Source organism: Yersinia intermedia, from assembly GCF_900635455.1.
Taxonomy (GTDB): Bacteria; Pseudomonadota; Gammaproteobacteria; order Enterobacterales; family Enterobacteriaceae; genus Yersinia; species Yersinia intermedia.
Genome location: NZ_LR134116.1, coordinates 2,918,952 through 2,942,951, shown reverse-complemented (window position 1 = coordinate 2,942,951; position 24,000 = coordinate 2,918,952). Strand labels below are relative to the sequence as shown.

Here is a 24,000-nt window from a genome sequence, read left to right as displayed (position 1 = left end):
TTTACTCCTGCCTTAACAGTTGAATGTGACGGGCTGACACGGTGTCCTGCGCCAGCGGTGTAACCAGCGTGTGGCTTGCAATGAGTAGCCAGCCGGGGTCGAGAGTGGCGATATCGCGATAACTTAGAACCTTGCCCGCGTGCAACCGTATAGCAACGCCCTGACTGTCGCTGAAACTGAGCGGCAATGAGTGCAGTGCGGCACAAGGCAACGCAGCCAGCAGTTGGCGATGTAAGCTGATATGCACTTTCATCCCCCACGACCATGCTTCGTTTAACGCCGCCACCGCAGGGCAGGTGGTATCGAACTGCGCCAGCCGGTGGATAAATGCCAGATCCGGCAACATCAGATGCAGCGTGGCATAGTGCACGAATACCGATGGATCAAGCCCGGCGCGCAATTGAGGCAGTAGCAGGGCGTGAACCCGGCGTTCGCGCTCAACTAACCGCGTGACAATCTGGCTGACCAGTTGTTCGGTTTGCGCCTGAGTCAGATTCATGGCCGCGTTGTCCCTGATGACGTTAATATCGTGGCAAACGCCGCAGGGTCGTCGGCACCCGCTGCATTGGCCTCGTCGGTATCGATATGCATCTCCAGTTTCATTTGGGGTGAAACGCGGATCGCCACATCATCCAGTATCAGGCGACGGCCACTGCCCTGAATGGCAACTTGTACCCGGTCACCGTGTTTTACCCGATAGATAAGGGCATCCAGCGGCGACATATGAATATGGCGCAGTGCCACAATCACCCCGTGGGGTAACGTCAGCTCAGCGAATGGGCTGACTAGCGTGATGGCCGGGGTATCGTCCAGATTGCCAGACATCCGCAGGGGGGCATTGATACCCAGCGTGCGTGCATCGGTACGGGAGATCTCCACCTGGCTGTGGCTACGCAATGGGCCAAGAATACGCACATTTTTCAGGCTGCCTTTCGGCCCGACCAGCGTTACCGTCTGTTCGGCGGCGTACTGGCCGGGTTGAAGCAGCGCTTTCTTTTCAGTAATCGGCTGCTGTGGGAACAGCCGTTGGTAGTCCTGCATCGAAAGATGCAGGTGTCGGTTGGAAACCCCAAGTGGGATCGGACGAAGACGCATTTCGTCGAGGATCTTATTGACAACGGGTTCCAGTAACGCTTTTTCCATCAGACTTTTCCTCGTTTACCCAAGTGGATACAGCGAAAGCGAGGCTCGCCTTTATGGCGTCGGCAAGCCGGATCGAGGCAGAGATTACAGCTCACCCGAGGAGCGATTAGAGCCTCACTTTCCACACTACTTTCTTCGGCACCGATTTTTTCAGCACTAAAGACAGGTTCAGGTACATCATCTGTGGCGGTCGTCGCAACGGGCTGAGGCTCTGCGGCTTCCGTCTCCTCGTTAATGGGTGCTGTAGCGATAACTGGCTCTATCGCCACGGCGATTTCGGGGGCTGCGACCTCGACAGCCTCTGTCAGCCAATAGGCCAACAGGGCTTTTGTCGGGCGGGCCAGTACCGCGCGGGACACTAATCCGTGATGCAGTTCGGCCAAGGCGGCACCGGTACTGATTGCCGCCTGTACCGAGGCCACATCACCGGTCAGACGAATTAACATCCAGCCGGAACCATTGGTTTTTTCTATACCTATCAGGTTGATAGATGCTGATTTTGCCATCGCATCTGCCGCACTGATCGCCAGCGCTAGACCGCTAACTTCAAGTAAACCCAGTGACGTTTTCACGCTGTGCTCCTCTTCTTGCCCTTAGGCAGAGGTCGGTAAAATGGCTTCTACATCGCTGTGTGGGCGTGGGATCACATGGCAGGATTTCACTTCACCCACCGCGCTGGCAGCCGCAGAACCGGCATCAACAGCGGCTTTTACTGCGCCGACATCGCCACGGACCATCACGGTGACCAGACCGGAGCCGATTTTTTCGTAGCCCACCAGTTGTACGTTGGCGGATTTGACCATGGCATCAGCCGCTTCGATAGCAGCGACCAGACCTTTGGTTTCGACTAAACCTAATGCGTTATTCATGTTTCATTTATCCTTGTTATCAAGTAAGGGCTATCTTGTTTGCCATTTTGAACCAGGGCAGTGCTCGCCATTCTCACGAACCTTGGCTTTTACAACACCAGGTGTACGCTCCGGTGGCTGTGCGCTGGCCAAGTCCAAACTGCCTGCACCGACAACGCCCTGCGATTTGTGTGTGGTTACTTAAATGGTAAGCCTTTGACTAACCGGGCCGCGTTATTGCCAAGCTGCCGTAGTTGGTCCTCGTTCTGCCCGCGCCGCTGTCGAAATAGCGGGTTGGCGGGCGGTAAATTACGAAAATGCACGACTACTTCGTCGCCGGAACAGGCCAGCCCGACCAATAACGGAGAGCGGGTGGCGGCCTGCCAGGCGCGTTGTGCTACATCACCGTCGTCGTCTTGTTGCCAACGCCAGGGAATGCCTTCCTCCTCAATACCCAGCAGCACCTGATGCCAGACGGCTTCGGGTGTCGGTGTCGTCAGACTGATCACTATTGCAGGAGCGTCATGGGTGAAATTCATCCGTGATTCTCCCGTTGATAGGCCAGAATCAGCCCGGTGGCTACCGCATTACGTGGCCCCTCGCTGGCGCGAATGTTGCCGCGCCCCGCCACCAATTTGTAGTGAGAGAGCGCGTCGGTGACCAATTGCGGAATTTCAAAGTCCAGCGACGAGCCGCCAACCAACACCACGAAGGGGATATCGCGGATATTGCCGGTTGGGCTGACTTGACGCAGGGCGCGAAGCGCATTGGTAACAAACACCCGCTCTTTGGCGGAGCGGCGGATATTGCGCACTTTTTCCAGCGCGTAATCCCCCGGCAGTGGCACTAAACCTTCCGGCTTGACCACCACCAGTCGGGCAAAAACCTCTGGCGGCAGCGGTTGTGGGAAGAACTGAACGCTGCCATCTTCATGGCGCAAGTGGAACAAGCTTTCCACTTTTGCCAGCGGGTACTTTTTGATGTCCTCTGCCAGATAGCGGTCTTGTAAATCTAATTCAGAGGCGATGATCATCGTGACCATATCGCCAGCTCCCGCCAGATGGGTGGCAACGATCTGGCCCTGAGCATTGATGATGGAGGCGTCGGTAGATCCCGCCCCCAAATCGAGGATGGCGAGTGGCCGTTGCGTCCCTGGTGTGGTCAGCGCGCCGAGTATCGCCGCTTCGGCTTCTGCCCCCCCAACCTGAACATCAATATTCAGTGTCTTTTCGATTTCTCTGGCGATATGCGCCATTTGCAAGCGATCAGACTTCACCATGGAGGCGATGCCCACCGCTTGTTCAAGCGAGAATTCGCCCGCCAGACCGCCGGTGACATTGACCGGCACGGCAGTGTCTACTGCCAGCAAGTCTTGAATGAAGATCTCATTGGTGGGTTTGTTGGTCAGTTCCGCCATGGTTTGGCGAACGTGTTCGAGCATGCCGCCGATATTGGTTCCCGCTTCACCACTGACATTGTCCAAATGACGGAAGCTGTTGACCGCCGTCATAATGGCTTCACTTCCGGTCGCCACATCAACTCGTACCGTGCGGCCGTCAGCGAATAATTCCAGATGACCGGCCGGTATCGAGCGTGCTTTAACATCCCCTTCTGGTGTTTTCACTACCACCGCCGAGCGGGTACCAATCAACGCTCGCGCCACCGGCACAATGTTTTTGGTTTCTTCGGCAGTCAGTTCAAATACGGTGGCAATACCATAGGGGTTAGAGAGGGTTTCAATCACTTGACCCGGCATAGCAACTTCTACCGCCGCCAGCATGCCCATCGGGATGCGGTCGATATGTAGCACCTCATCAACGATCGGTAGCGGGTGCGCCAGCCGATTACTGACCAGCACGCCATCGTCCCGTTGCAAGATAACCGCCGTGATGCGATAGCCAGCGCCGTTGGCAGCATTGACCACCGCCGCGACATCGGCGAAATCCACCGCTGATGGCACCACCAGAATGTAAGGTTGGGCAGGGTCACGGGTGACCAACTCGTCAATAGTAATGGTCAGCCCCACCCCCAACCCCAGTCCACCGGGGGTTTTCGGGTTATGACCGATCATGGTGGATTCGGTGATGATGGTTTCGGTAATTGTCTCCATCGCCACATCACCAATCACCGGTGTGGCCTCGTTAATGCGGATCAGGCTGATATCGCTTAGTGCAATACCGGACTTTTCCACCAACATATTCAGCGCCTTGTTAATGCCGAAAATATTGCGTTGAGTCCCTTTGATACCCGTCGTCTCGGTCAGGGTACTGGTAATAAAGTGCAACTGACCACCAGCCGTGCATTGTGCTAATGCCACTTCTGTTGACGAGTTACCAATATCCACACCGACGATGTAATCCATATCCGATCCTTAAATGACTAATAACTGGATGTCGTGATCAACGGGGCTATCGTACCTAGGGGCGCTCCGGCGGTTTACGCCGCTACGACCCCCACGGCACGCTTCCCCTTGATTGATATCACTGCGTTAATCGTCGCCTTTTAGCTTCTTACGCTGAACATACAAAACGGCAGCTTCACGGACGAATGCCGCACAGATAGTCGCTTTGTAGGTCTGTTCCAAGTCGTCGGCGATAGCGTTCAGCTCCTCTTTGCTGGAGCGGAATGGACGTAGGGCGTTATAGATATCCAGTACCTTGTCATCCGGTACTGCCGTCAGCTCGGCTGCACGCTCGAAGTTAATTGCTAACAGTGGACGACCAGCATCACGGGCAATAGATGCCTGAATACGCAGGATTTCCGGTGTAATCCGCAAATCTTGCGAAGTGACACTGCCGTTCAAAACGTTAGCCAGCGTGAGGTCATCCAGCGTTTTGTTCGTGGCCGTTTTGACCCAGTCAGGGTGTTTATTTGCCAGCGGATAATCAGAGACTTTGGCATCATTGCGCGAACTGGTTGCTGGTGCTGCACAAGCAGCCGCAGGGGTCTGGCTTTGCAAGCTGTTCATCTTGCTCAGCACATCGCGAACCATGGATTCAATAGCTTCGGAATTCATTGTGTTTTCCTTTGTTAAAGCGCCACCCGGAGTTCCTGAGGATTCTTGCCGGTCACCACATATTTGGTTTCTTTAATATGCAGAATCGCTGATTTAGCCTGATATTTTGGCCGTGCCATTTGGTCGTTCAGGGTAGGAACCGGTTGTGGTGATTCCCGTTTGGCATAACGCGCGGCGTTTTTGCCAATCTGGCGATAAGTTTCCAGCGTCAGCAGCGGGGCCTGCGGGAATAACTCCAGATTGGAGAGCGGCGGTAAGCCTTGCTGATGAATCACCGTAGTGCCTTTGGATTGAATGCCGATAGAGATACCGGAACCACTCAGGCGGTTACCCTCGACGGCAACAAACGCCACGTCGGAGGATTTAAAGCAGCGGATAACGCGTGCTTTAATGCCTTCTTCTTCAATACCGGCGATCAGTTCGCGCAGAATATTTTTGTGCGGGATACCGACGATGTTAGCCGTTTGTGACAGGCCAAATGCCGGGCCGACGGCAATGATTACTTCATCCTGATTGCTGCCAGGGCGGGCTTCACCCACTTCGGTGAGGAAATTCCCTTCAGCAACAGTGGCCGCAGCCGCTGCGGGTTGGGTATCCTGCTTAAAGGAGACGGTATTTTTGTCTCCCTGCATTTCCTGCAATACGCCTTCGATAATTTGGCGTAACAGTTTTTCGTTAATATCCACCATCTCGTGAACCCCTTAGCCAAGCTCATTCGGATCAAGCGCGTTTGGAATGTTTTTGATCTCTTCCCAACGTGCACCTTCCAGCCGGTAACCGGTAGCTGGACCCGCGTAGTCATTGACGTCATTCACCGCTGACAGCACTTGGTTGTCACCTTTGATGATCGCCGAGGTATGCAGGTAGTCACCGGCAATTTTGGCTTTCTGGATGTTGAGCATGTCTTGCGCCACATCTTCGAAACCGCCTTGTGCCAATGCTTTAACCACTTCCAAACCGGTGCGGTTTTTGCTGATGATTTCCTGAGCGAACTTGATGTCTTCAACGATGTTACGTTCCGGCATATCTTTCGAGCCGTGTGCATATGTCGCCGCAATCACTTCTTCGTCAGTAATGGGTGGCAGACCCATACCGGCAAATACCGCTTGCAGTGCACGGGCAGCTTTATTACGAATTGCCACCACGTCAGCTTCCAGTACCGGACGCAAGCCACCATCAACTTTCAAGTCGCGCTGCAATACGTTGTAATCGTCAAAGTCTTCGGCATCTTCGTTGGAACCGGCGAACATGTTGTCGTAGTTCGGCACCGCAGAAAAACCAGATGAGATAAAGTCAGTACCCGGCAGGAACTGCATCAGCAGACGCGCGGTACGGCGCATATCGGAGTGGGTAAAGGTCTGGTCGTTACTGGAGGCGCATTCCAAATCCAGTGCAGAGCAAATCAGGTTTTCTGCCAGAATGGCCCGGATGCCCGATGGCACAGCGGACGGCACGCCAACACAACTCACTGAACCATTTTGCAGCCCCTGAACCCCGGCAGCCTTGGTGATATAGATACAGCGAGCTTCCAGATACAGCATGGATTTGCCTTCGGCATAACCCATTTGCACCTCGGAGCCTGAACCTGAGGTAAAACGCATTTTCAAACCGCGTGACGCATAGGACGAGGCAAGGAAGCCTTTGGACCATGGCGTGTCATCACCGTCGGTAAATACCGGCTCAGTACCGTAAACCGAAATGGTTTCGGCATAACAGGTATGGCCCAGCATCCCCAGCTTCAACTCGGTGGCTTCTTCCAGTGAACATTGTGTCAGCACACCAGGGCGACCCACTTGCGAACCGACCAACAGTGCGATGGCATTGAATGGCGCATAACGGGCCACGGCCACGGTAGTTTCCTGCTCATCAAAGCCACGGTATGCGCCTTCGGCGGCATCGGCGGCAATCTGCACCGGATTATCTTTAACGTTAGTGACGTGAGCCTGTTGTGATGGGGTACGACGTGCGCGCATTTTCTGCATCGACATCATCATTTCCACCACGTTCATATGAGAAACCACCTCGACAATTTTGGCCGGGGTCATCGCTGTGGTGAGTGGCACAATGGTGCGGCGTGATACGTTAGGATCACACAGCATGTTGGCCAACTTGATGGAGTCCATCTTCATCACTTCTTCCGCATGCGCTAAATTGATACCGTAGCGGGCGATAAAGTGGTCTATCAGGTCGAAACTGCTTTGTGGCTTACCGTCTAATTCGGTCACCACACCGTTAACAATCTTGATGGAAGGTTTTGGATCATTCGGGCTTTCCATGGCAATAAAGCCTTCCTCGATCCACTCTTTGACAAAGCCGTCCTGATTAACTGGGCGTTTCGCCAACGCTTCAAATCTTTTCGATTTCATGAAACAGCCTCACTGTGGCGTCAGATATAAGAAGGGCGGTCGTTTTTCGGTTCAGAACCCAAGGTCGCTAATACCGTTTTGCCGATCTCACGAGCAGAAATGACGGCCTGACGAACTGCGCCAGAATCACCGGAGATAACCAGAATCACTTCGTTACTGAAGCTGGTGCCATGTGCGGGGGAGCTGTAAGCCACCACGTCAACGTTGGCGGATTTCACGGCGGTATCTGCCATCAAAACACCAATCGACGCCGGTGCACCGACTATCACACCGCAAGAACGGCCCAATGGTGCGCCAAATGCCTTTTCCAATGCGTGGCTGGCACGTGCGCTGTACTGCAATTCAATGTGACCGGCTTCATTGGCGTAAACGTCGCCGAAGGTCCGATCCAGCTCTTTCAGCGCCACTTCAACAGCACGTTTCACATCAGAAACATCATCACCACCGAAGATAATCAGCGAGCCATGACCGGCACCGCCCTTGGTATCGCGGGGTAACTCAATACTGACCACTTCGGTATTGGTGGCCTTAACGGCTTCATCGGCTGCCATGATGTGCGGGCCGGCGCCAGTACGTGCGCCCAGAATACCGATGGAGCGATAGCGTTTTTCCAGCTTCATTGCGTCCAGTAGGGCGCTGTCGACGTTGGCGATCACCAGTCCGACCGTGTCACCGATCGCGGTACCAACAAATTCCGTTAAACTGCAAGTCTTCTCAGCCATAGCCGTATCTCGTTGTTTATAGGAGGGTTGTTTAGAAGACGCCGGAGCGTGTTCGCTGACTTTTGCTATCACCTGCGCCATGATTTGGTCGACCAGGTCATTGCTTTCCATTAGCTATTTCCCTTTGGCAAGAACTTCTCGACATCGGTATGTGGGCGTGGGATGACATGGGTCGATTTCACTTCACCCACTTTCGCGGCCGCACTTGCGCCAGCATCAGTGGCAGCTTTAACCGCCCCCACGTCACCACGTACGATGACAGTGACCAGACCAGAGCCAATTTTTTCATAGCCGACTAATGTCACATTGGCCGATTTCACCATGGTGTCCGCAGCCTCAATGGCTGCAGTCAACCCTTTGGTTTCCACCATTCCTAGTGCTTCTTGTTGCATAAATACCTCGACGGGGATGTCAGGAACCTGATGTTTGTGCGTTGGAAATACAGCTATTTCGGTTTCGAACGCGCTCAGGTTCTAAAATAAAAACTGTCGTGTTGGGGCCATTCAGTAAATTTAAAAAAGTAAAGTCAGTAATTTTAAAAATAAAGTTGTCAGGTTCGTGCTGAGAACGAATATACAAACAAGCAATGAAAAAGAATGGCTGTATTGAATTTACTGATGGGAATGGTTAGTGAATAAATAACAAAATATTGCCATGATTATAACTTAATGACTTGTTTTATAATGGAATTTATCGAAAACATGGTGGTAATAACTGGCTATTGCATATTCAGAATTACAATTTATTAGGTGACAATAATAATTAAATTTGTTAATTGCGCGCCTGCCCGTTTAATAGGTCGCGTGATCGCGCGCATAAATATAATGATATCCGTGAGGGTGAAGTTGCCACAAAAGTGCGAGCTTGATAACAATAACGGAAAGAATAAATGGCAAGAAAGTCATATGGCTGAATAAAGCATAAAAGTGCCTGTTAACACGGTGTTGGCGCTAACTTTTCTGCGGAAATGACAATAATTTGTTATTGAAGGTCTACTTTTTGTTTAATTAATGGCACATCACGACAACACTTTCATTTTTGCTCTCTTTATAGTGGCTGGGTCATGGGCCGTGCATTTCCATACCCGTCATACTTCGAGCTGCATGTGCGTTGGCTGCCTTCCTGAAACTCGAATTATTTAGGGTATATAACGTATTAATTTAATAACAAGCAGGGTAACCCTATGAACGACTCACTAAAAGCGCAGTGTATTGCGGAATTCCTCGGTACCGGGCTGTTTCTGTTTTTTGGTATTAGTTGTTTGGCTGCATTGAAAGTAGCAGGTGCCAGTTTTGGTTTGTGGGAAATCTGTATTGTGTGGGGGTTGGGTATTTCACTGGCGGTCTACCTGACGGCAGGAATTTCCGGTGCTCACCTCAATCCGGCTATTACCATCGCGTTATGGTTATTTGCCTGCTTCCCTGGCCGGAAAGTCATCCCGTACAGTATTGCTCAAGTCGCCGGTGCTTTTGGTGGCGCGGCACTGGCCTACATGCTCTACCATAATTTATTTACTGACTTCGAAGCCGCACACCAGATGGTGCGTGGTAGCATGGAAAGCCTGCAATTAGCCAGTATTTTCAGCACCTTCCCATCGCCAGCAATCAGCGTATGGCAGGCTGCATTTGTTGAAATTATTATCACCTCGATTCTTATGGGGCTGATTATGGCGCTAACTGATGATGGTAACGGCGTACCGCGTGGTGCGTTAGGCCCACTATTGATCGGTATTCTGGTGGCGGTTATTGGTGCATCTACCGCTCCGTTAACCGGTTTTGCCATGAACCCGGCACGTGATTTTGGCCCTAAATTATTCACCTTCTTTGCCGGCTGGGGAAAAATCTCAATGACCGGTGGCCGTGATATACCGTATTTCATTGTTCCGATTGTGGCACCGATTATTGGTGCTTGCCTCGGAGCCGCAGTCTACCGCTTCCTCATTGGCAAAAATCTACCTTGTAATACCTGTAAGTTAGAGGATGAGAAAGTCAATTTATAAAGCAACGTGGATTTCCTCATCTGATACTGGGTGAGGAAATTTCGTGATCCATTCTGGTTAATGGATCATTAATTGTCCCCTGATGTTTATGACTCTGGTAGAGTAAATTGTTACTTTGCCTTTTCAGGGAAATAGATTTTAACCTGATGAATGGGAATAATTAAATAACAATGCTCTAACATATTACTTATTACAGGGACGCGTTATAACAATAAAATAAAATTTAATAACAATAAATTAACTGAGAGGTTTTATCATGATTTCTGCCAGTTCTCTTAACTCAGAGCTCATAAATAAAATCGCCCAGGATTTTGCCCAAGCCACCGGGTTGGCGGTGGTAGTGGTGAATATTCACGGTGAGGAAATCTCTGACCTGTTTAATTTCACTCCATTTTGTCAATTAATGCGTCAAGATCCGGTTAACCATCTACGTTGTCGGATGAGTGATCGTTGTGGTGGTCTTGAAGCATCCAAATCCAATGAGCCATGTATCTACCGCTGTCATGCTGGATTAACGGATTTTTCTATTCCTTTGGTGATTGCCGGCCATCTGGTGGGTTTTGTGTTATGTGGTCAGGTCCGGCTGCATGCAGATGTTTACCTTATTGATATTCTGAATATCGATAACCACTGGCAGCAGAATCCGGCGCTAATGGATGAGTTCCATAATGTGCCGATAATGGATTTTTCGCGGGTAATAGCCTCGGCTGATTTACTGAAGCTGATTGTTGAGAACTGCCTGAAAAAACACCTCAATTTTGTTGTGATCAATGACAATATGGGGAGCAAAGATCCAGGCAGGGTACGGCCGGTTCATCCGCATGACAGCAAAATGAAGAAAGCACTACGCTATATAGACACGCATTTATCAGAAGAGCTACGGTTGGAAGAGGTGGCTGGCAAGGTGTATCTCAGCCCTTACTATTTCAGTAAGTTATTTAAAAAATATCAGGGGATCGGCTTCAATGCCTGGGTCAACCAACAACGTATGGCTAATGCCAGAGAGATGTTGCAGCACAGTGATTGGAGCATTGCCAGCATTGCCAAAAATCTTGGTTTTTCCCAAACCAGCTACTTTTGCAAGGTGTTCCGCCAGACCTATAATGTGACACCGCAGGTATTTCGTTCACTTTCTTCTGAACGCAGTGAAATGAAATGACAGTTATTGATCTAATAACAATTAGTCATGTTCTATGTTCACGTTTATATATTTAAAAACTGTGCCAGCTATTAATGTATAAAATAAATAATGACAATTTTTTGTTATGTTTTTATATATGATTTATATCTTAACTCATTGTTTTTGTTTGGATTTAAATCTAATGGCGGCAATTTTTTGTTGTGGTGACACTAAAAAATAACCGCCAAAAAATGAAATTAACCATTTTTTATTTGTGGAAAAGAGTATATTAACGTTAACTGGATTTAATAAACCAGTTGACGTTACAACTGTGTAAATAAAGAGATAAATTCTATAACGAAATAGAAATAAAATAATCTACTGTATTAGATAAATACATACCCCAATCTAGTTGGCGTCGCAGCAAGGCAGCAAACGAGTAAACCCCGCCGGCTGACTAAGGTCAGTAATGCAGGTGCGTGATAGCTGCTAACACCGCTGTAGCTGCCAATACGATGGGGAAGTTACTGAAATGGTTATGTCGTGTACGCATTGGCACTTAATACACGACAGGGAAGGGGGTGACAATCCCCCGCAGCCCCCGCTGCTGTGATGCCGACGAACCCGCTGAAACCACTGATCCATCGGATTGGGAAGGTGCGGGGGAGGATGACGCTAAGCCAGAAGACCAGCCAAATCGGTAAAATATATTCAACTCCTTCGGTGGGAAGTGGGTTGTCATCAGATGCGCGCTGCGGTGACGTTGCGCAGACGCACCTTTTTGACACTGCATATCCCGCTCGAAATGGCGGGATTTTTTATGCAACGGTCTGGCAAACAAGCATTTATTATCGCAGGTACCGGCAGTGGATGCGGTAAAACAACCGTGACGTTGGGTATTCTGCGGGCGCTGATGGCGCGCGGGTTGTCTGTGCAGCCGTTTAAGGTCGGGCCAGATTACCTGGATACCGGTTGGCATAGCGCCGTCAGTGGTGTTACCTCGCGTAATCTTGATGCTTTTATGCTGCCGCCTGCGACCTTGAATGGGTTATATAACCAGCACATGCGCCATGCTGATGTGGCGGTGATCGAAGGTGTGATGGGCTTGTATGACGGCTACGGCACTGATCCCGATTATTGCAGTAGTGCGGCGATGGCCAAGCAACTGGGCTGCCCAGTTATCTTACTGGTGGATGGCAAGGCGGTATCCACCTCGGTTGCGGCTACCGTGCTGGGGTTCTGCCAGTTTGACCCAAATCTCACCATCGCAGGCGTGATTGTTAACCGTGTTAATTCAGAAAACCATTATCAGCTAATCCGCCACGCCATCGAGCATTACTGCGGTATTCCCGTGCTGGGTCGCTTGCCGGTGATGGACGATGTCGCACTGCCATCACGCCATTTAGGGTTGATACCGGTGCAAGAGCAGCGTGAGGGCGTGGCGGGTAAAACCCAGCAGCCCGACAGCTCGCCCCGCTGGCAACGGCTGGCACAGCAGGTTGAAGCCTTTATCGATCTCGACCGATTACTGGCATTGACGCATTGTGCGGCACAGCCTGCCGGCACCCCGCCTTCCTTACCTCCGTCTACACTGGCTAACGGCCTGACACTGGCCTTGGCCGAAGATGAAGCCTTCAATTTTTATTACCCCGATAACCTTGACCTGCTTGAGCAGGCAGGCGTGCGCATCCAACGTTTCAGCCCACTCCATGACCACCGGTTACCCGATTGCCAGATGATTTATCTCGGGGGCGGTTATCCCGAAATTCACGCGAGCCGCTTAGCAGCGAATACAGCGATGCATGCAGCGTTACAGCAAGCGCACCGCCAACAGATCCCGCTGTATGCCGAATGCGGTGGCCTGATGTATCTCGGTGATGGCTTAACGGATGAGAGTGGTCAGCGCCACCCGATGGTTGGCATTTTGGCCGGTGAGAGCCGGATGGGGAAACGGCTGACTCGCTTTGGTTACTGTCAGGCACAGGCCCGCAGTGACACTTTATTGGCTGCACAAGGTGAAATTCTGCGTGGTCATGAATTCCATTATTCCGATTTTACCAGCCCATTGCCGCCGGTATTTGATAGTAGCAAATGGCGTGATGGCGTCGCTATTCAGCGCTGGCACAGTGGCTATCAACTTCAGCGCACTCAGGCCAGCTATCTGCATATCCATTTTGCCCAGCGCCCCGGTTTACTGAATGGCTGGCTGACGGCTGCTCGGAGCGTGCTATGACCCTGAGCGCATGGTTTATTGCTTTCTTGCTTGATAGCTGGCTCGGCGACCCGCCGCACTGGCCGCACCCGGTGCGCTGGATGGGTAACCTGATCTCTGTCATGCAACGTGCTATCCGTGCGGTTTGCCATAGCGAACGGGCACTGAAGTGGGGGGGAGCAGCGCTGTGGTTGGTGGTGGTCGGCGTGACATGGCTGCTGAGTTGGGGGTTCTTATCACTGATGACACACTTCAATCCGTGGCTCGGCTGGTTGGCGCAAGTGTGGATGATTTACACCCTCTTAGCCGGACGTTGCCTGAGTGATGCGGCGCTGCTGGTATTTGATGCCCTGCAGCATGGTTCGCTGGCACAGAGCCGCGAGAAGCTGTCATGGATTGTCGGGCGTGACACCTCACAACTGGAGAAGCCACAAATCACCCGTGCGGTGGTCGAAACGGTGGCCGAAAACAGCGTTGATGGCGTGATTGCGCCGCTGTTCTTTCTGATGTTAGGCGGTGCCCCGCTGGCAATGGCTTACAAAGCAGTCAATACCCTTGATTCGATGGTGGGTTACAAAACGCCAAAATACCGCGCGATTGGTTATGTATCGGCACGGATGGATGATCTGGCGAACTGGCTCCCAGCCCGTCTGAGCTGGCTATTACTCAGCGCCGCCGCGTGGTTACTACGAGCCGATTACCGTCAGGCATTGTGCATCGGTTGGCGTGATCGTTATCAGCACGCCAGTCCTAACTGCGCCTGGTCTGAAGCCACGGTTGCCGGTGCGCTTGGCGTGCGGCTGGGGGGGCCGAATAATTACTTTGGCGTGCGGGTTGAAAAACCCTGGATCGGTGATGAACGGCGCGAGGTGGCGCTGGATGATATCCCGCGCACTATCCATTTGATGCTGATGGCGTCGTTATTAGCACTGTTACTTTTTGCCCTGATTCGTCTGCTGCTGGTCGGCATTTAACAAGGATAACCTGATGAACTATATAAAGAACCCGCAGGAAATAGAGCAAAACAGTTTTGCCATCATCGGTGACATTATTGCCGATGAGCGCCCGGACTATCGCTTTGTCAGTGAGATGCAAGAAGCGGTGATCAAGCGGGTTATCCATACCACGGCGGATTTTGATTGGCTGGATATTCTGCATTTCTCACCGCAGGTACTGACCCATATTGCCGAGGGTATCCGCCGGGGTTGCACTCTTTATACCGATACTACGATGGCGATGTCCGGTATCAACAAGGTGCTGTTAAAGCAGATGGGATGCGAATGCCGTTGTTACATCAGTGACCCTCGGGTGGTGGAGAGTGCGCCGCGACAGGGTATTACTCGCTCGATGGCCGCAGTGGATGTCGCTCTGGCAGAGTCAGGTGAAAAGCTATTTGTGTTTGGTAATGCTCCGACTGCGTTGTTCCGCTTGTTGGAACGCCACGCCACACCGATCGCGGTCATTGGCGTGCCGGTGGGGTTTGTCGGGGCGGCTGAATCCAAAGATGCCTTGGTTGCCAGTGATCTGCCGTGCATTGCAGCACTTGGGCGCAAAGGGGGCAGTAATGTGGCGGCAGCCATCATCAATGCCATCCTCTATCAGTTGCGGGGGGCGCTATGAGTGAGGCTACTGTCAATGACAGTCAGATGCTGCAAAACCAGCAATTAGACAGTATTTGGCATAACGGCAAACAATATCGCAAAGGCTACACCACCGGCTCTTGTGCGACCGCGGCGGCTAAAGTGGCGGCGCTAATGGTGTTGCGCCAGCAAGTGATTGACCAGATTTCAATTGTGACGCCTTCCGGTGTCACGTTATGCCTGAATGTAGAACAACCCCTCATTGAGGGCCAGCAAGCTACGGCGGCCATCCGCAAAGATGGTGGTGATGATGTTGATGCCACCCACGGCATGCTGATTTTTGCTCGCGTCACGCTGTGTGAACAGACGGAAATTACTCTGCGCGGTGGTGAAGGGGTCGGGACAGTGACACGTAAAGGTATTGGCCTCCCCGTCGGTAGTTCAGCCATTAATCGTACACCGCGCCAGACCATCGAGGCGGCGGTGCGTGAGGTTATTGGCCCGTTACGCGGCGCTGAAATAGAGATTTTTGCTCCCGAAGGGCAAGAGCGGGCGAAAAAAACCTACAACGGGCGGTTAGGGATCCTCGGTGGCATTTCCATCATCGGTACTACCGGCATTGTGACACCGATGTCGGAAGAGAGTTGGAAACGCTCGCTGGCTCTGGAATTGGAGATGAAGCGCGCGGCGGGTGAAGATCGCGTCATTCTGGTACCGGGCAATCATGGCGAGCGCTTTGTCCGCGACCATCTGGGCCTCGACAGTCAGCGGGTGGTGACCATGAGTAATTTCGTCGGCTATATGTTGCAGGAAACTGTGCGACTGGGTTTTCGCCAGGTGCTGCTGGTAGGTCATCCCGGCAAATTAGTGAAAGTGGCCGCCGGTATCTTCCATACCCACAGCCATATCGCGGATGGCCGCATGGAAACACTGGTTGCCCATTTGGCGCTGATGGGGGCGCCGCATGCGCTATTGCTTGAAGTAAACCAGTGCGACACCACTGAAGCGGCGATGGAGTTGATTACTGAGCAGGGGTGGCAGGCGGTCTACAGCCGTATTGCCGAGCGTATCTGTGAGCGCATTGCTGAAATGATGCGTTTCTCCGTTAATCCGCCGCAGTGCGATGCGATTTTATTCTCTTTCGATAATCAGGTGTTAGGCAGCAGCCGGCCCCTGGATGAGATTGTGGAGGCATTGCGATGATTACTGTTGTCGGCATCGGCCCAGGTGATATCGACTATCTGACCCCTGAAGCCCGGCGGGCTATCAGCCAGGCTGAAGTGTTGGTGGGCGGGAAGCGCCATCTGGCAACATTTAGCAGCAATCTCCGAGAGTCCCGCTTGTTAGATGCCGATCTGCTGGGGTTACTGGAGTGGCTGGATAGCAACAAGGCACGCGCCATTGTGGTATTGGCTTCCGGTGATCCTCTGCTGTATGGCATTGGCAAACTGCTGGCGGCGAACTTCGGCACTGACGAGCTACATATCGTGCCCGGCATCAGTGCCATTCAATATCTGTGTGCCAAAGTGGCGCTGGATATGAATGACCTTTTTCTTACCAGCAGCCACGGGCGGGTGCCCGATTTTGACTGGATTTTCCAGCATGACAAGGTGGCGATGGTGACTGACAGTGTTATCGGCCCACGCGCCATCGCTGATGCATTACATCAGCGTGGTCTGTCCCGCACCTTGATTATCGGTGAAAACCTGTCACAACCCAATGAACGTATTCACCGTCTGTCGCAACAACAGGTAGCGGCACGTTATGACATGAATGTGGTGGTGATCCTCAATGAGAGATGATCTGTTCTTACGCGGGCAAAAAGTCCCGATGACCAAAGAAGCGGTGCGCGCATTGGCATTGGAACGGCTGGAGTTACCTTGTTACGGCCATCTGATTGATGTGGGGGCCGGAACGGGCAGTGTGGCGTTGGAGGCGGCACTGCGCTTCCCCGATTTGCAGGTCACCGCGATTGAGCGCAATCCGGCAGCACTGGCGTTGATTAGCGAAAACCGCCAGCGGCTGGGTTGCCACAACGTGGCGATTATCGCAGGCGTTGCCCCGCTAGCTAATACTGCCGCAGCCGATGCCATTTTTATTGGTGGCAGCGGCGGCCATTTAACCGATCTGATTGATTGGGCGCTGATGACGCTAAAGCCCGATGGCCGTTTGGTACTGACCTTTATTTTGCTCAATAACCTTAATGACGCGTTGGCTCACTTACAGCGCTGCGCTGTCAGTCAGTTAGATTGCGTGCAATTGCAACTCTCCACCCTGACCCCTTTGGGCAGCGGGCACTATTTTAAACCTAATAATCCTACTTATCTTATTTCCTGCCACAAGGAGGCGCGCAATGTCTGAGCATCCTGATGCTGCATCAACAGCGGTAATACCATCCTGGGATACACAAAAAATCTGGTTTGTCGGCGCAGGGCCAGGCGACAAAGAGTTGATCACCCTGAAAGGCTACCGTTTGTTACAGCAAGCAGAGGTGGTTATCTACGCCGGTTCGCTGATCAATACCGAACTGCTGGAATATTGTTCGCCCGAGGCACAATGCCACGATAGCGCGGGTTTGAATTTGGAACAGATCATCACACTGATGGTTGATGGTGTACGTGCTGGCAAGTTAGTCGTGCGGTTACAAACCGGTGACCTCTCTTTGTATGGTTCGATCCGTGAGCAGGGGGAAGTGCTGAGTGAGCACGGTATTGGTTTTGTGTCGGTACCGGGTGTCAGTGCTTTTCTTGGCGCAGCGGCGCAACTGGGGGTGGAATACACCGTGCCGGAAGTGGCGCAGAGCTTGATTATTACCCGAATCGAAGGGCGAACCCCGATGCCGCCGCTGGAGCAACTGGAGGCGTTTGCCGCGCACCAAACATCGATGGCGATTTTCTTGTCAGTACAAGAGATGGACCGCGTGGCTGAACGTTTGATTGCTGGCGGATACCCAGCGACGACTCCTGTTGCGGTGGTGTACAAAGCGACATGGGCTGAAAGCCGCACTGTGCGCGGTACGCTGGCTGATATCGCCGAATTGGTTCGCGCCGCTGCTATTCATAAAACTGCACTGATTTTGGTGGGGGCGTTCCTCGGTGATGAATACCACTATTCCAAACTCTATGATGCGGGGTTTAGCCATGAATATCGTCAAGCCTGAATCCATAGCGGTGTTTTGCCTGACTCCGGGCGGGGTGCGGTTGGCGCGGCGTTTGCAGACCCACTTGCCGCTGACCTGCTTTACCAGTGAAAAACTGTTGGAACCGGGTTTTCTGCCGTTCAATGGCAGTTTTGGCGACACCCTCCGTGAGGCATTTAAACAGTATTCGGCACTGGTGGTGGTCGGGGCTATCGGCCTGACAGTGCGGGTTATCGCACCGTTGGTGAATGACAAAATGAGCGATCCGGCGGTGGTGGTGATTGATGAGCGTGGGCAACATGTCATTAGTCTGTTGTCTGGTCACGTGGGGGGCGGCAATACGTTAACCCGTTATTTGGCGGGCATTCTCGGGGCCGATCCGGTGATAACCACGGCAACCGACGTTAACCAGATGGCGGCATTGGATACGCTGGCGACCCAACTGGATGGCGAAATGCAGGATTTTCGTCACGCCGTCAAAGTGGTCAATCAAATGTTGGTCAGCGAACAAAACGTGGGTTTGTGGTGGGATACGCCTCTGCTGGCTGAGCGTGAACGCTGTGACACTCGTGGTTTTGTACCGGTTGATTCGCTGGATCAATTGCCAAAACTGGATGCGATAGTTTGTGTCACGTTGCGCGACAGTCTGCCTCTATTACCGTTACCGGTGTACAAACTGGTGCCACGCCGGGTGGTCGCGGGTATCGGTTGCCGCCGGGCCACCTCGCTGCAAACCTTGGTTGAATTGTTACAACAGCAAATGGCCGAGAATCACTTTGACGTCATGGCGCTGCGGGCTATTGGCAGTGTCACTATCAAAAAAGATGAACCCGCGCTACATCAATTGGCTCAGTGCTGGCGAGTACCGTTCGAACTGTTCAGTGTCGGCGAACTGAGCCGCCATGAGCAACGTTTCCCTGCTTCTGATTTTGTCCGCCAAACGGTGGGTGTCGGCAGCGTTTCACAACCGGTCGCCTGGCTGATGAGCGACGGTAAATTGGTTGGCAATACTCTGCGTCAGCAGGGCGTCACCATCACTCTGGGAGTATCGCATTAATGTTAACCGTAATTGGCATCGGGCCGGGCAGTGAATCGATGATGACGCAGGAAGCTATCGCTGCAATCCGCGACGCGGAAATTATCGTCGGTTATAAAACCTATACCCATCTGGTGAAACCCTTGACTGGGGATAAGCAGGTGATCAAAACCGGCATGTGTAAAGAGATAGAGCGCTGCCAAACTGCCATTGATCTGGCGCTGGCGGGCCATAACGTGGCGCTTATCAGCAGTGGTGATGCCGGAATCTATGGTATGGCGGGGTTGGTGCTGGAGCTGGTAACGCAACAAAAATTGGAGTTAGAGGTGCGGTTGGTGGCTGGGATCACCGCCAGTATTGCTGCTGCCTCGTTACTCGGTGCGCCACTAATGCATGATTTTTGTCATATCAGCCTGAGTGATTTGATGACGCCGTGGGCGGTGATCGAAAAACGCATTGTCGCGGCAGCGCAGGCTGATTTTGTTATCTGTTTCTATAACCCCCGCAGCCGTGGCCGTGAAGGGCATCTGGCCCGCGCATTTGAGTTAATGCAGCCGTGGAAGCGGCCGGAAACGCCGGTCGGGGTAGTGAAAGCCGCCGGGCGTAAAAAACAGGAAAAATGGATCACTACGCTGGGTGAGATGGATTTCGAACCGGTGGATATGACCAGTCTGGTGATCGTCGGTAATCAGGCGACCTATTGCCGTGATGGGTTGATGATCACGCCACGGGGCTATTCATTGTGATGAGCCATCACCCTTATCCACCGATTCATGTCTTTGGCGGTACCAGCGATGCACGGTTGATTTGCCAATTGCTGGATGCCGCAGAGCAACGCTATAGCCTGTCGGTTGCCACCGATGCCGGTAAACAACTGGCGGGGGATATTGGGGGTGAGGTCATGGTTGGGCGGATGGATGCAGGGGAGATGGCTGATTTTTTGGCGACCAGACAGGTCCAGTGGGTGATTGATGCCTCGCATCCTTATGCCTGCATGCTCAGTGACAATGTGGTGGCGGCCTGCGAACAGTCGCATGTCACGCTAACCCGTTACCAACGACCAAGTGAAATTGATGTTCTAAGCCACCCTCTGCTGCACAAGGTCGATAGCGTTGCGGCGGCCTGTGAGGTGGCACAACAGTTGGGGCCGCGGGTGTTACTCACAACCGGCAGCAAGCAGTTGGCTGAATATCAACGTGGGTTGGCGGGCAAAACTTTACTGGTTCGGGTGCTGCCCACGGCGCAAGTGCTGAACCAATGTGAAGCGCTGGGATTGGGGGTTGACCACATTATTGCGCTGCGTGGGCCATTCAGTGCGTCGTTCAATCAGGCACTGTATGAGTTTTGCCAGCCGGATGTGGTTATCACTAAAGAGTCTGGTGCCCAGGGGGGATATCAGGAAAAAGTCGCCCCCTGTCTGGCACTGAATATCCCCTGCATTGTGGTGTGTCGCCCCGCCAGCGTGGTATTGGGCGGTATCGGTCAACAAGTGACGTCATTGGATGAATTTAGCCAACATCTGACCCACTGGCAGCAACAACGAGGACAATAAAATGAAAAAGGCACTGTTGGTGATCAGTTTCGGCACCAGTTATGAACAAACCCGCCAAAAGAATATTGATGCTTGCGAACAGCAACTGGCGGCAGCTTACAGCGATCGTGATGTCTTTCGCGCGTTTACCTCGGAGATGATTATCCGCAAATTGTGCAAACGCGATGGTTTGCTGATCAACAACCCACGGGAAGCGCTAAAACAACTGGTTGAACAGGGCTATCAGGATGTCGCCATCCAATCGCTGCATGTGATAAACGGCGATGAATACGAAAAAATTGCCAATGAAGTGCGCACCTTTAGCGACTGTTTCCATCGTCTGGTATTGGGTACGCCGTTATTAAGCAGTTTTGCCGATTACCAACAATTGCTGGTGGCGTTACAGGCTCAAATGCCGGTGCTGGCTGCCGATGAGCGGGTGGTCTTTATGGGCCACGGTGCCAGTCATTATGCTTTTTCAGCCTATGCCTGTCTGGATCATCTCATGACCTCGCTGCACTTCCCGGCATTGGTGGGCGCGGTAGAAAGTTATCCAGAAATCAGCCATATCATCACCCGATTGCAACAGCAGGGGGTGCGTAAAGTGCACTTAATGCCGCTGATGTTGGTGGCCGGTGATCATGCCATCAACGATATGGCCTCTGATGAACCGGACTCATGGCAATCGCAATTGGAGGCCGCCGGTATCTGTGCTCACTCCTGGTTACAAGGATTGGGCGAGAACCCATTGATACGTCAAATGTTTGTCGAACATCTGGACCAAGCCTTACAACAAAAACAGCAGGAGGCAGCGTAATGAGCGGCAGACTTTATGCGTTAGGTGTTGGCCCTGGTGCCAGTGATTTGATTACGGTACGCGCAGCACGGCTGATAGCCAAACTCGATGTGCTGTATGCGCCTGCCGGGCGCAAAGGCGGCGACAGTCTGGCGCTCTCTATTGTGCGTGAATACCTTTCACCACATACCGAAATCCGCACCTGTCACTTCCCTATGAGCGCTGATGACAGCGAGAAGCAAGCGGTATGGGATGAGGTGGCGCAGCAGTTGCAATCGGAAGTGACCAATGGCCGCCAGGTGGGATTTATCACCCTCGGCGATGCCATGTTATTCAGCACATGGGTGTTTTTATTGGAACGCATTGGGCGGCCTGATTGGTTGGAAATTGTACCGGGCGTAACCTCATTTGCCGCCATTGCCTCGCGTGCTGCGTTACCGCTGGCGATGGAGCAGCAGTCACTGGCCATCATGTCCTGTACCGCACCGGAAGCCGAATTGGAGCGCGCACTGCGGGATCACGACTGTGTGGTGCTCATGAAGGTCTACGGCCGCTTTGCCCGGATCCAGGCGCTGCTGGCACGGTTGGAGCTGTTCCCACATGCGCTGTTGATGTCGGAAGCCTCATTACCCGGCGAAGTGTGCTGGCGTCAGCTTGATAGCATCGCCGCTGACCAGCCATTGCCCTATTTCTCGACCATTTTAGTGAATAAACAGCAATTAGTTAATGAATAACAGTGATTTAATCAATAACGGATCGTTAAGTTTTTTAACCGATATCCAAAGTGATTGGAGCAACTAATGGAAATGGAAAAAGAGTTAAAGAAACTCTCGTATAGCGGCGTGGCAATGGCAATCCTGCTTACGTTGGCACCGAATGACGTTTTTGCCATGCACATTATGGAAGGTTTTCTGCCGCCGATGTGGGCGCTGGCTTGGTGGGTGCTGTTTCTGCCATGCCTATTTATGGGATTGGTGCGCTTAAAGCAGATTGTGGCAGAAGACAGCAATCAGAAAGTGTTACTGGCTCTGTGTGGTGCGTTTATTTTCGTGCTCTCAGCACTGAAAATCCCGTCGGTGACCGGCAGTTGCTCGCACCCTACAGGGGTAGGGCTGGCAGTCATCTTGTTTGGGCCGGTGGTGGTGGCGGTGTTGGGGGCGATTGTACTGCTGTTCCAGGCGCTATTACTGGCACACGGCGGGCTGACAACGCTCGGTGCTAACGGTATGTCGATGGCGGTGATCGGGCCGGTAGTGGGTTATTTGGTGTGGAAATTGGCCTGTAAAGCAGGATTACGCCGTGATGTTGGGGTTTTCCTCTGTGCCATGTTGGCGGATTTAACCACTTATTTTGTCACCTCAGTACAACTTGGCTTGGCGTTCCCCGATCCACAATTTGGTATCAGCGGTTCAGTTATCAAGTTTATGGGGGTGTTCTGTATTACCCAGATCCCGATTGCGATTGCTGAAGGGTTGTTGACGGTCATGATTTACGACCAATTGACCAAACGGCGCTTAATTCACGCGGAGAGCCACTAACATGAAAAAGACCCTGATCCTGCTGGCAATGGTGATTGCACTGGTTATTATGCCGTTCTTTATTAATCACGGCGGCGAATACGGTGGCTCGGATGGTGAGGCTGAAGCGCTGATCCAACAAACGGCACCGCACTATGAGCCTTGGTTCCAGCCATTATATGAACCTGCCAGTGGTGAAATTGAGAGCCTGTTGTTCACGCTGCAAGGCTCCATTGGCGCGGCGGTGATTTTCTATATCTTGGGCTACTACCGGGGGAAACGCGGTGAGCATGCTGGGGATTGATAAACTAAGCTATCAAAGCCGCTGGCGGCAGGTTGACCCAATAGGGAAACTGGTGCTGTATGGGGTTTTCCTGCTGCTGGCGATGCTCAGCCCGCCGCTCTATCAGGCGTTATTGCTGATATTTATCGCCGCGCTGACCTGCTACTTGTTACGCGTTGGCCCGCGCCGTTATCTGCGCTGGCTGGCTATTCCGCTGTCATTCCTGTTGGTGGGGCTGGTGACCATTGTGTTATCCCTTTCTCGTCAACCGGAGAGCATGTGGTGGAGTATACAAATCGGTAATTGGTGGTTCGGTATCGATAAAGTTGGCCTAACCACCGCCAATCAAACCTTGTGGCGCAGTCTGGCTGCGTTGGCTGCTACCTTTTGGTTTGTGTTGAACACGCCATTCCCACAACTTATTCAGATACTTAAACGTTGCCATGCTCCCCGTTTGCTGACCGAGCAAATTTTGCTGACCTGGCGCTTTATTTTTATTTTGGCTGAAGAGGCTGCCGCTATCCATCATGCGCAGTCCCTGCGGTTTGGTTATATCTCATTGCGTACTGGCTACCATTCGCTGGCTATGTTGGTGAGTATGCTATTTACCCGCGTGATGATCCGCTATCAACAGATGGTTATCTCGCTGGATATGAAACTTTATCAGGGTGATTTCCACCTGTAAGGCAGGA

The 24,000-nt window shown here is 52.3% G+C and carries 28 protein-coding genes and 1 riboswitch; of the genes, 17 read left to right on the top strand and 11 right to left on the bottom strand.

The window, feature by feature from the left end:
- Position 1: 1 nt before the first annotated feature.
- The 11 genes from pduM to pduA all read right to left on the bottom strand — a co-directional run bounded on the left by pduM (position 2) and on the right by pduA (position 8,487).
- Positions 2-499, bottom strand: coding sequence for a microcompartment protein PduM (gene pduM, locus EL015_RS13455; RefSeq protein WP_032906375.1), 498 nt, complete (start codon positions 497-499; stop codon positions 2-4).
- Positions 496-1,143, bottom strand: coding sequence for a phosphate propanoyltransferase (locus EL015_RS13450; protein WP_005185300.1), 648 nt, complete (start codon positions 1,141-1,143; stop codon positions 496-498). The genes pduM and EL015_RS13450 overlap by 4 nt, the downstream gene beginning before the upstream one ends.
- Entirely contained in the window at positions 1,143-1,715 is a 573-nt protein-coding gene (locus EL015_RS13445) for a BMC domain-containing protein (protein WP_032906377.1), read from the bottom strand. The genes EL015_RS13450 and EL015_RS13445 overlap by 1 nt, the downstream gene beginning before the upstream one ends.
- Positions 1,716-1,736: 21 nt before the next feature.
- Positions 1,737-2,012, bottom strand: a complete 276-nt coding sequence (gene pduJ, locus EL015_RS13440; protein WP_004090424.1) for a propanediol utilization microcompartment protein PduJ — start codon at positions 2,010-2,012, stop codon at positions 1,737-1,739.
- Between the two features lie 176 nt (positions 2,013-2,188).
- Positions 2,189-2,530 carry a glycerol dehydratase reactivase beta/small subunit family protein gene (locus EL015_RS13435; protein ID WP_032906379.1) on the bottom strand — a complete coding sequence of 114 codons (342 nt, stop codon included), beginning with the start codon at positions 2,528-2,530 and terminating at the stop codon, positions 2,189-2,191.
- On the bottom strand, positions 2,527-4,353 hold the full coding sequence (locus EL015_RS13430) for a diol dehydratase reactivase subunit alpha (RefSeq protein ID WP_005185305.1): 1,827 nt from the start codon (positions 4,351-4,353) through the stop codon (positions 2,527-2,529). The genes EL015_RS13435 and EL015_RS13430 overlap by 4 nt, the downstream gene beginning before the upstream one ends.
- A gap of 126 nt (positions 4,354-4,479) precedes the next feature.
- Positions 4,480-5,007 (bottom strand): propanediol dehydratase small subunit PduE, encoded by a 528-nt coding sequence (gene pduE / locus EL015_RS13425; RefSeq protein WP_005185308.1) that lies wholly within the window; start codon positions 5,005-5,007, stop codon positions 4,480-4,482.
- A gap of 14 nt (positions 5,008-5,021) precedes the next feature.
- Positions 5,022-5,693 carry a propanediol/glycerol family dehydratase medium subunit gene (locus EL015_RS13420; protein ID WP_161597806.1) on the bottom strand — a complete coding sequence of 224 codons (672 nt, stop codon included), beginning with the start codon at positions 5,691-5,693 and terminating at the stop codon, positions 5,022-5,024.
- 15 nt (positions 5,694-5,708) lie between these two features.
- A complete protein-coding gene (gene pduC, locus EL015_RS13415) occupies positions 5,709-7,373 on the bottom strand; it encodes a propanediol dehydratase large subunit PduC (RefSeq protein WP_005185311.1) in 1,665 nt (554 codons plus the stop codon).
- A gap of 20 nt (positions 7,374-7,393) precedes the next feature.
- Entirely contained in the window at positions 7,394-8,206 is an 813-nt protein-coding gene (gene pduB / locus EL015_RS13410) for a propanediol utilization microcompartment protein PduB (protein WP_005185312.1), read from the bottom strand.
- Entirely contained in the window at positions 8,206-8,487 is a 282-nt protein-coding gene (gene pduA / locus EL015_RS13405) for a propanediol utilization microcompartment protein PduA (protein WP_032906380.1), read from the bottom strand. The genes pduB and pduA overlap by 1 nt, the downstream gene beginning before the upstream one ends.
- A 791-nt stretch (positions 8,488-9,278) precedes the next feature.
- On the opposite strand from pduA, the gene pduF reads away from it, so the two are divergent.
- The 17 genes from pduF to EL015_RS13320 all read left to right on the top strand — a co-directional run bounded on the left by pduF (position 9,279) and on the right by EL015_RS13320 (position 23,993).
- Entirely contained in the window at positions 9,279-10,094 is an 816-nt protein-coding gene (pduF, locus tag EL015_RS13400) for a propanediol diffusion facilitator PduF (protein ID WP_005185315.1), read from the top strand.
- A gap of 256 nt (positions 10,095-10,350) precedes the next feature.
- On the top strand, positions 10,351-11,253 hold the full coding sequence (gene pocR, locus EL015_RS13395) for a transcriptional regulator PocR (protein ID WP_005185316.1): 903 nt from the start codon (positions 10,351-10,353) through the stop codon (positions 11,251-11,253).
- 477 nt (positions 11,254-11,730) lie between these two features.
- A riboswitch (cobalamin riboswitch) is annotated at positions 11,731-11,925 on the top strand.
- Positions 11,926-12,034: 109 nt separating this feature from the next.
- Complete coding sequence (locus tag EL015_RS13390) at positions 12,035-13,447, top strand: cobyrinic acid a,c-diamide synthase CobB (protein WP_032906470.1); 1,413 nt, start codon at positions 12,035-12,037, stop codon at positions 13,445-13,447.
- Complete coding sequence (gene cbiB / locus EL015_RS13385; protein ID WP_032906382.1) at positions 13,444-14,400, top strand: adenosylcobinamide-phosphate synthase CbiB; 957 nt, start codon at positions 13,444-13,446, stop codon at positions 14,398-14,400. Before EL015_RS13390 ends, cbiB begins: the two co-directional genes overlap by 4 nt.
- A 13-nt stretch (positions 14,401-14,413) precedes the next feature.
- Positions 14,414-15,046, top strand: a complete 633-nt coding sequence (locus EL015_RS13380) for a cobalt-precorrin-8 methylmutase (protein WP_005185322.1) — start codon at positions 14,414-14,416, stop codon at positions 15,044-15,046.
- Positions 15,043-16,209 carry a cobalt-precorrin-5B (C(1))-methyltransferase CbiD gene (gene cbiD / locus EL015_RS13375; protein ID WP_032906385.1) on the top strand — a complete coding sequence of 389 codons (1,167 nt, stop codon included), beginning with the start codon at positions 15,043-15,045 and terminating at the stop codon, positions 16,207-16,209. The genes EL015_RS13380 and cbiD overlap by 4 nt, the downstream gene beginning before the upstream one ends.
- The gene (locus EL015_RS13370; RefSeq protein WP_032906387.1) at positions 16,206-16,808 is read left to right on the top strand and encodes a cobalt-precorrin-7 (C(5))-methyltransferase; all 603 of its coding nucleotides are present in this window, start codon (positions 16,206-16,208) and stop codon (positions 16,806-16,808) included. The genes cbiD and EL015_RS13370 overlap by 4 nt, the downstream gene beginning before the upstream one ends.
- On the top strand, positions 16,798-17,367 hold the full coding sequence (locus EL015_RS13365; protein WP_032906388.1) for a decarboxylating cobalt-precorrin-6B (C(15))-methyltransferase: 570 nt from the start codon (positions 16,798-16,800) through the stop codon (positions 17,365-17,367). Before EL015_RS13370 ends, EL015_RS13365 begins: the two co-directional genes overlap by 11 nt.
- Positions 17,360-18,166 carry a cobalt-precorrin-4 methyltransferase gene (locus EL015_RS13360; protein ID WP_032906390.1) on the top strand — a complete coding sequence of 269 codons (807 nt, stop codon included), beginning with the start codon at positions 17,360-17,362 and terminating at the stop codon, positions 18,164-18,166. The genes EL015_RS13365 and EL015_RS13360 overlap by 8 nt, the downstream gene beginning before the upstream one ends.
- Entirely contained in the window at positions 18,147-19,202 is a 1,056-nt protein-coding gene (gene cbiG, locus EL015_RS13355; RefSeq protein WP_032906392.1) for a cobalt-precorrin 5A hydrolase, read from the top strand. The genes EL015_RS13360 and cbiG overlap by 20 nt, the downstream gene beginning before the upstream one ends.
- Positions 19,202-19,927: a precorrin-3B C(17)-methyltransferase gene (locus EL015_RS13350; protein ID WP_032906393.1), complete on the top strand. Its 726-nt coding sequence runs from the start codon at positions 19,202-19,204 to the stop codon at positions 19,925-19,927. Before cbiG ends, EL015_RS13350 begins: the two co-directional genes overlap by 1 nt.
- Positions 19,927-20,733: a cobalt-precorrin-6A reductase gene (locus EL015_RS13345; protein WP_005185354.1), complete on the top strand. Its 807-nt coding sequence runs from the start codon at positions 19,927-19,929 to the stop codon at positions 20,731-20,733. Before EL015_RS13350 ends, EL015_RS13345 begins: the two co-directional genes overlap by 1 nt.
- 1 nt (position 20,734) lies before the next feature.
- Positions 20,735-21,529, top strand: coding sequence for a sirohydrochlorin cobaltochelatase (cbiK, locus tag EL015_RS13340; RefSeq protein WP_005185358.1), 795 nt, complete (start codon positions 20,735-20,737; stop codon positions 21,527-21,529).
- Entirely contained in the window at positions 21,529-22,242 is a 714-nt protein-coding gene (locus EL015_RS13335) for a cobalt-factor II C(20)-methyltransferase (protein ID WP_032906395.1), read from the top strand. Before cbiK ends, EL015_RS13335 begins: the two co-directional genes overlap by 1 nt.
- A gap of 66 nt (positions 22,243-22,308) precedes the next feature.
- Positions 22,309-23,046, top strand: coding sequence for a cobalt ECF transporter S component CbiM (gene cbiM, locus EL015_RS13330; RefSeq protein WP_005185360.1), 738 nt, complete (start codon positions 22,309-22,311; stop codon positions 23,044-23,046).
- A gap of 1 nt (position 23,047) precedes the next feature.
- Positions 23,048-23,329: an energy-coupling factor ABC transporter substrate-binding protein gene (locus EL015_RS13325; protein WP_005185363.1), complete on the top strand. Its 282-nt coding sequence runs from the start codon at positions 23,048-23,050 to the stop codon at positions 23,327-23,329.
- Positions 23,316-23,993 (top strand): energy-coupling factor ABC transporter transmembrane protein, encoded by a 678-nt coding sequence (locus tag EL015_RS13320; protein ID WP_032906397.1) that lies wholly within the window; start codon positions 23,316-23,318, stop codon positions 23,991-23,993. Before EL015_RS13325 ends, EL015_RS13320 begins: the two co-directional genes overlap by 14 nt.
- Positions 23,994-24,000 lie beyond the last annotated feature (7 nt).

Excerpts from the sequence above, each read along its gene's own strand:
- pduM (WP_032906375.1), bottom strand. The coding sequence starts at position 499 with ATGAATCTGACTCAGGCGCAAACCGAACAACTGGTCAGCCAGATTGTC.
- EL015_RS13450 (WP_005185300.1), bottom strand. The coding sequence starts at position 1,143 with ATGGAAAAAGCGTTACTGGAACCCGTTGTCAATAAGATCCTCGACGAA.
- pduJ (WP_004090424.1), bottom strand. The coding sequence starts at position 2,012 with ATGAATAACGCATTAGGTTTAGTCGAAACCAAAGGTCTGGTCGCTGCT.
- EL015_RS13435 (WP_032906379.1), bottom strand. The coding sequence starts at position 2,530 with ATGAATTTCACCCATGACGCTCCTGCAATAGTGATCAGTCTGACGACA.
- EL015_RS13430 (WP_005185305.1), bottom strand. The coding sequence starts at position 4,353 with ATGGATTACATCGTCGGTGTGGATATTGGTAACTCGTCAACAGAAGTG.
- pduE (WP_005185308.1), bottom strand. The coding sequence starts at position 5,007 with ATGAATTCCGAAGCTATTGAATCCATGGTTCGCGATGTGCTGAGCAAG.
- pduC (WP_005185311.1), bottom strand. The coding sequence starts at position 7,373 with ATGAAATCGAAAAGATTTGAAGCGTTGGCGAAACGCCCAGTTAATCAG.
- pduB (WP_005185312.1), bottom strand. The coding sequence starts at position 8,206 with ATGGAAAGCAATGACCTGGTCGACCAAATCATGGCGCAGGTGATAGCA.
- pduA (WP_032906380.1), bottom strand. The coding sequence starts at position 8,487 with ATGCAACAAGAAGCACTAGGAATGGTGGAAACCAAAGGGTTGACTGCA.
- pduF (WP_005185315.1), top strand. The coding sequence starts at position 9,279 with ATGAACGACTCACTAAAAGCGCAGTGTATTGCGGAATTCCTCGGTACC.
- pocR (WP_005185316.1), top strand. The coding sequence starts at position 10,351 with ATGATTTCTGCCAGTTCTCTTAACTCAGAGCTCATAAATAAAATCGCC.
- EL015_RS13390 (WP_032906470.1), top strand. The coding sequence starts at position 12,035 with ATGCAACGGTCTGGCAAACAAGCATTTATTATCGCAGGTACCGGCAGT.
- cbiB (WP_032906382.1), top strand. The coding sequence starts at position 13,444 with ATGACCCTGAGCGCATGGTTTATTGCTTTCTTGCTTGATAGCTGGCTC.
- EL015_RS13380 (WP_005185322.1), top strand. The coding sequence starts at position 14,414 with ATGAACTATATAAAGAACCCGCAGGAAATAGAGCAAAACAGTTTTGCC.
- cbiD (WP_032906385.1), top strand. The coding sequence starts at position 15,043 with ATGAGTGAGGCTACTGTCAATGACAGTCAGATGCTGCAAAACCAGCAA.
- EL015_RS13370 (WP_032906387.1), top strand. The coding sequence starts at position 16,206 with ATGATTACTGTTGTCGGCATCGGCCCAGGTGATATCGACTATCTGACC.
- EL015_RS13365 (WP_032906388.1), top strand. The coding sequence starts at position 16,798 with ATGAGAGATGATCTGTTCTTACGCGGGCAAAAAGTCCCGATGACCAAA.
- EL015_RS13360 (WP_032906390.1), top strand. The coding sequence starts at position 17,360 with ATGTCTGAGCATCCTGATGCTGCATCAACAGCGGTAATACCATCCTGG.
- cbiG (WP_032906392.1), top strand. The coding sequence starts at position 18,147 with ATGAATATCGTCAAGCCTGAATCCATAGCGGTGTTTTGCCTGACTCCG.
- EL015_RS13350 (WP_032906393.1), top strand. The coding sequence starts at position 19,202 with ATGTTAACCGTAATTGGCATCGGGCCGGGCAGTGAATCGATGATGACG.
- EL015_RS13345 (WP_005185354.1), top strand. The coding sequence starts at position 19,927 with ATGAGCCATCACCCTTATCCACCGATTCATGTCTTTGGCGGTACCAGC.
- cbiK (WP_005185358.1), top strand. The coding sequence starts at position 20,735 with ATGAAAAAGGCACTGTTGGTGATCAGTTTCGGCACCAGTTATGAACAA.
- EL015_RS13335 (WP_032906395.1), top strand. The coding sequence starts at position 21,529 with ATGAGCGGCAGACTTTATGCGTTAGGTGTTGGCCCTGGTGCCAGTGAT.
- cbiM (WP_005185360.1), top strand. The coding sequence starts at position 22,309 with ATGGAAATGGAAAAAGAGTTAAAGAAACTCTCGTATAGCGGCGTGGCA.
- EL015_RS13325 (WP_005185363.1), top strand. The coding sequence starts at position 23,048 with ATGAAAAAGACCCTGATCCTGCTGGCAATGGTGATTGCACTGGTTATT.
- EL015_RS13320 (WP_032906397.1), top strand. The coding sequence starts at position 23,316 with ATGCTGGGGATTGATAAACTAAGCTATCAAAGCCGCTGGCGGCAGGTT.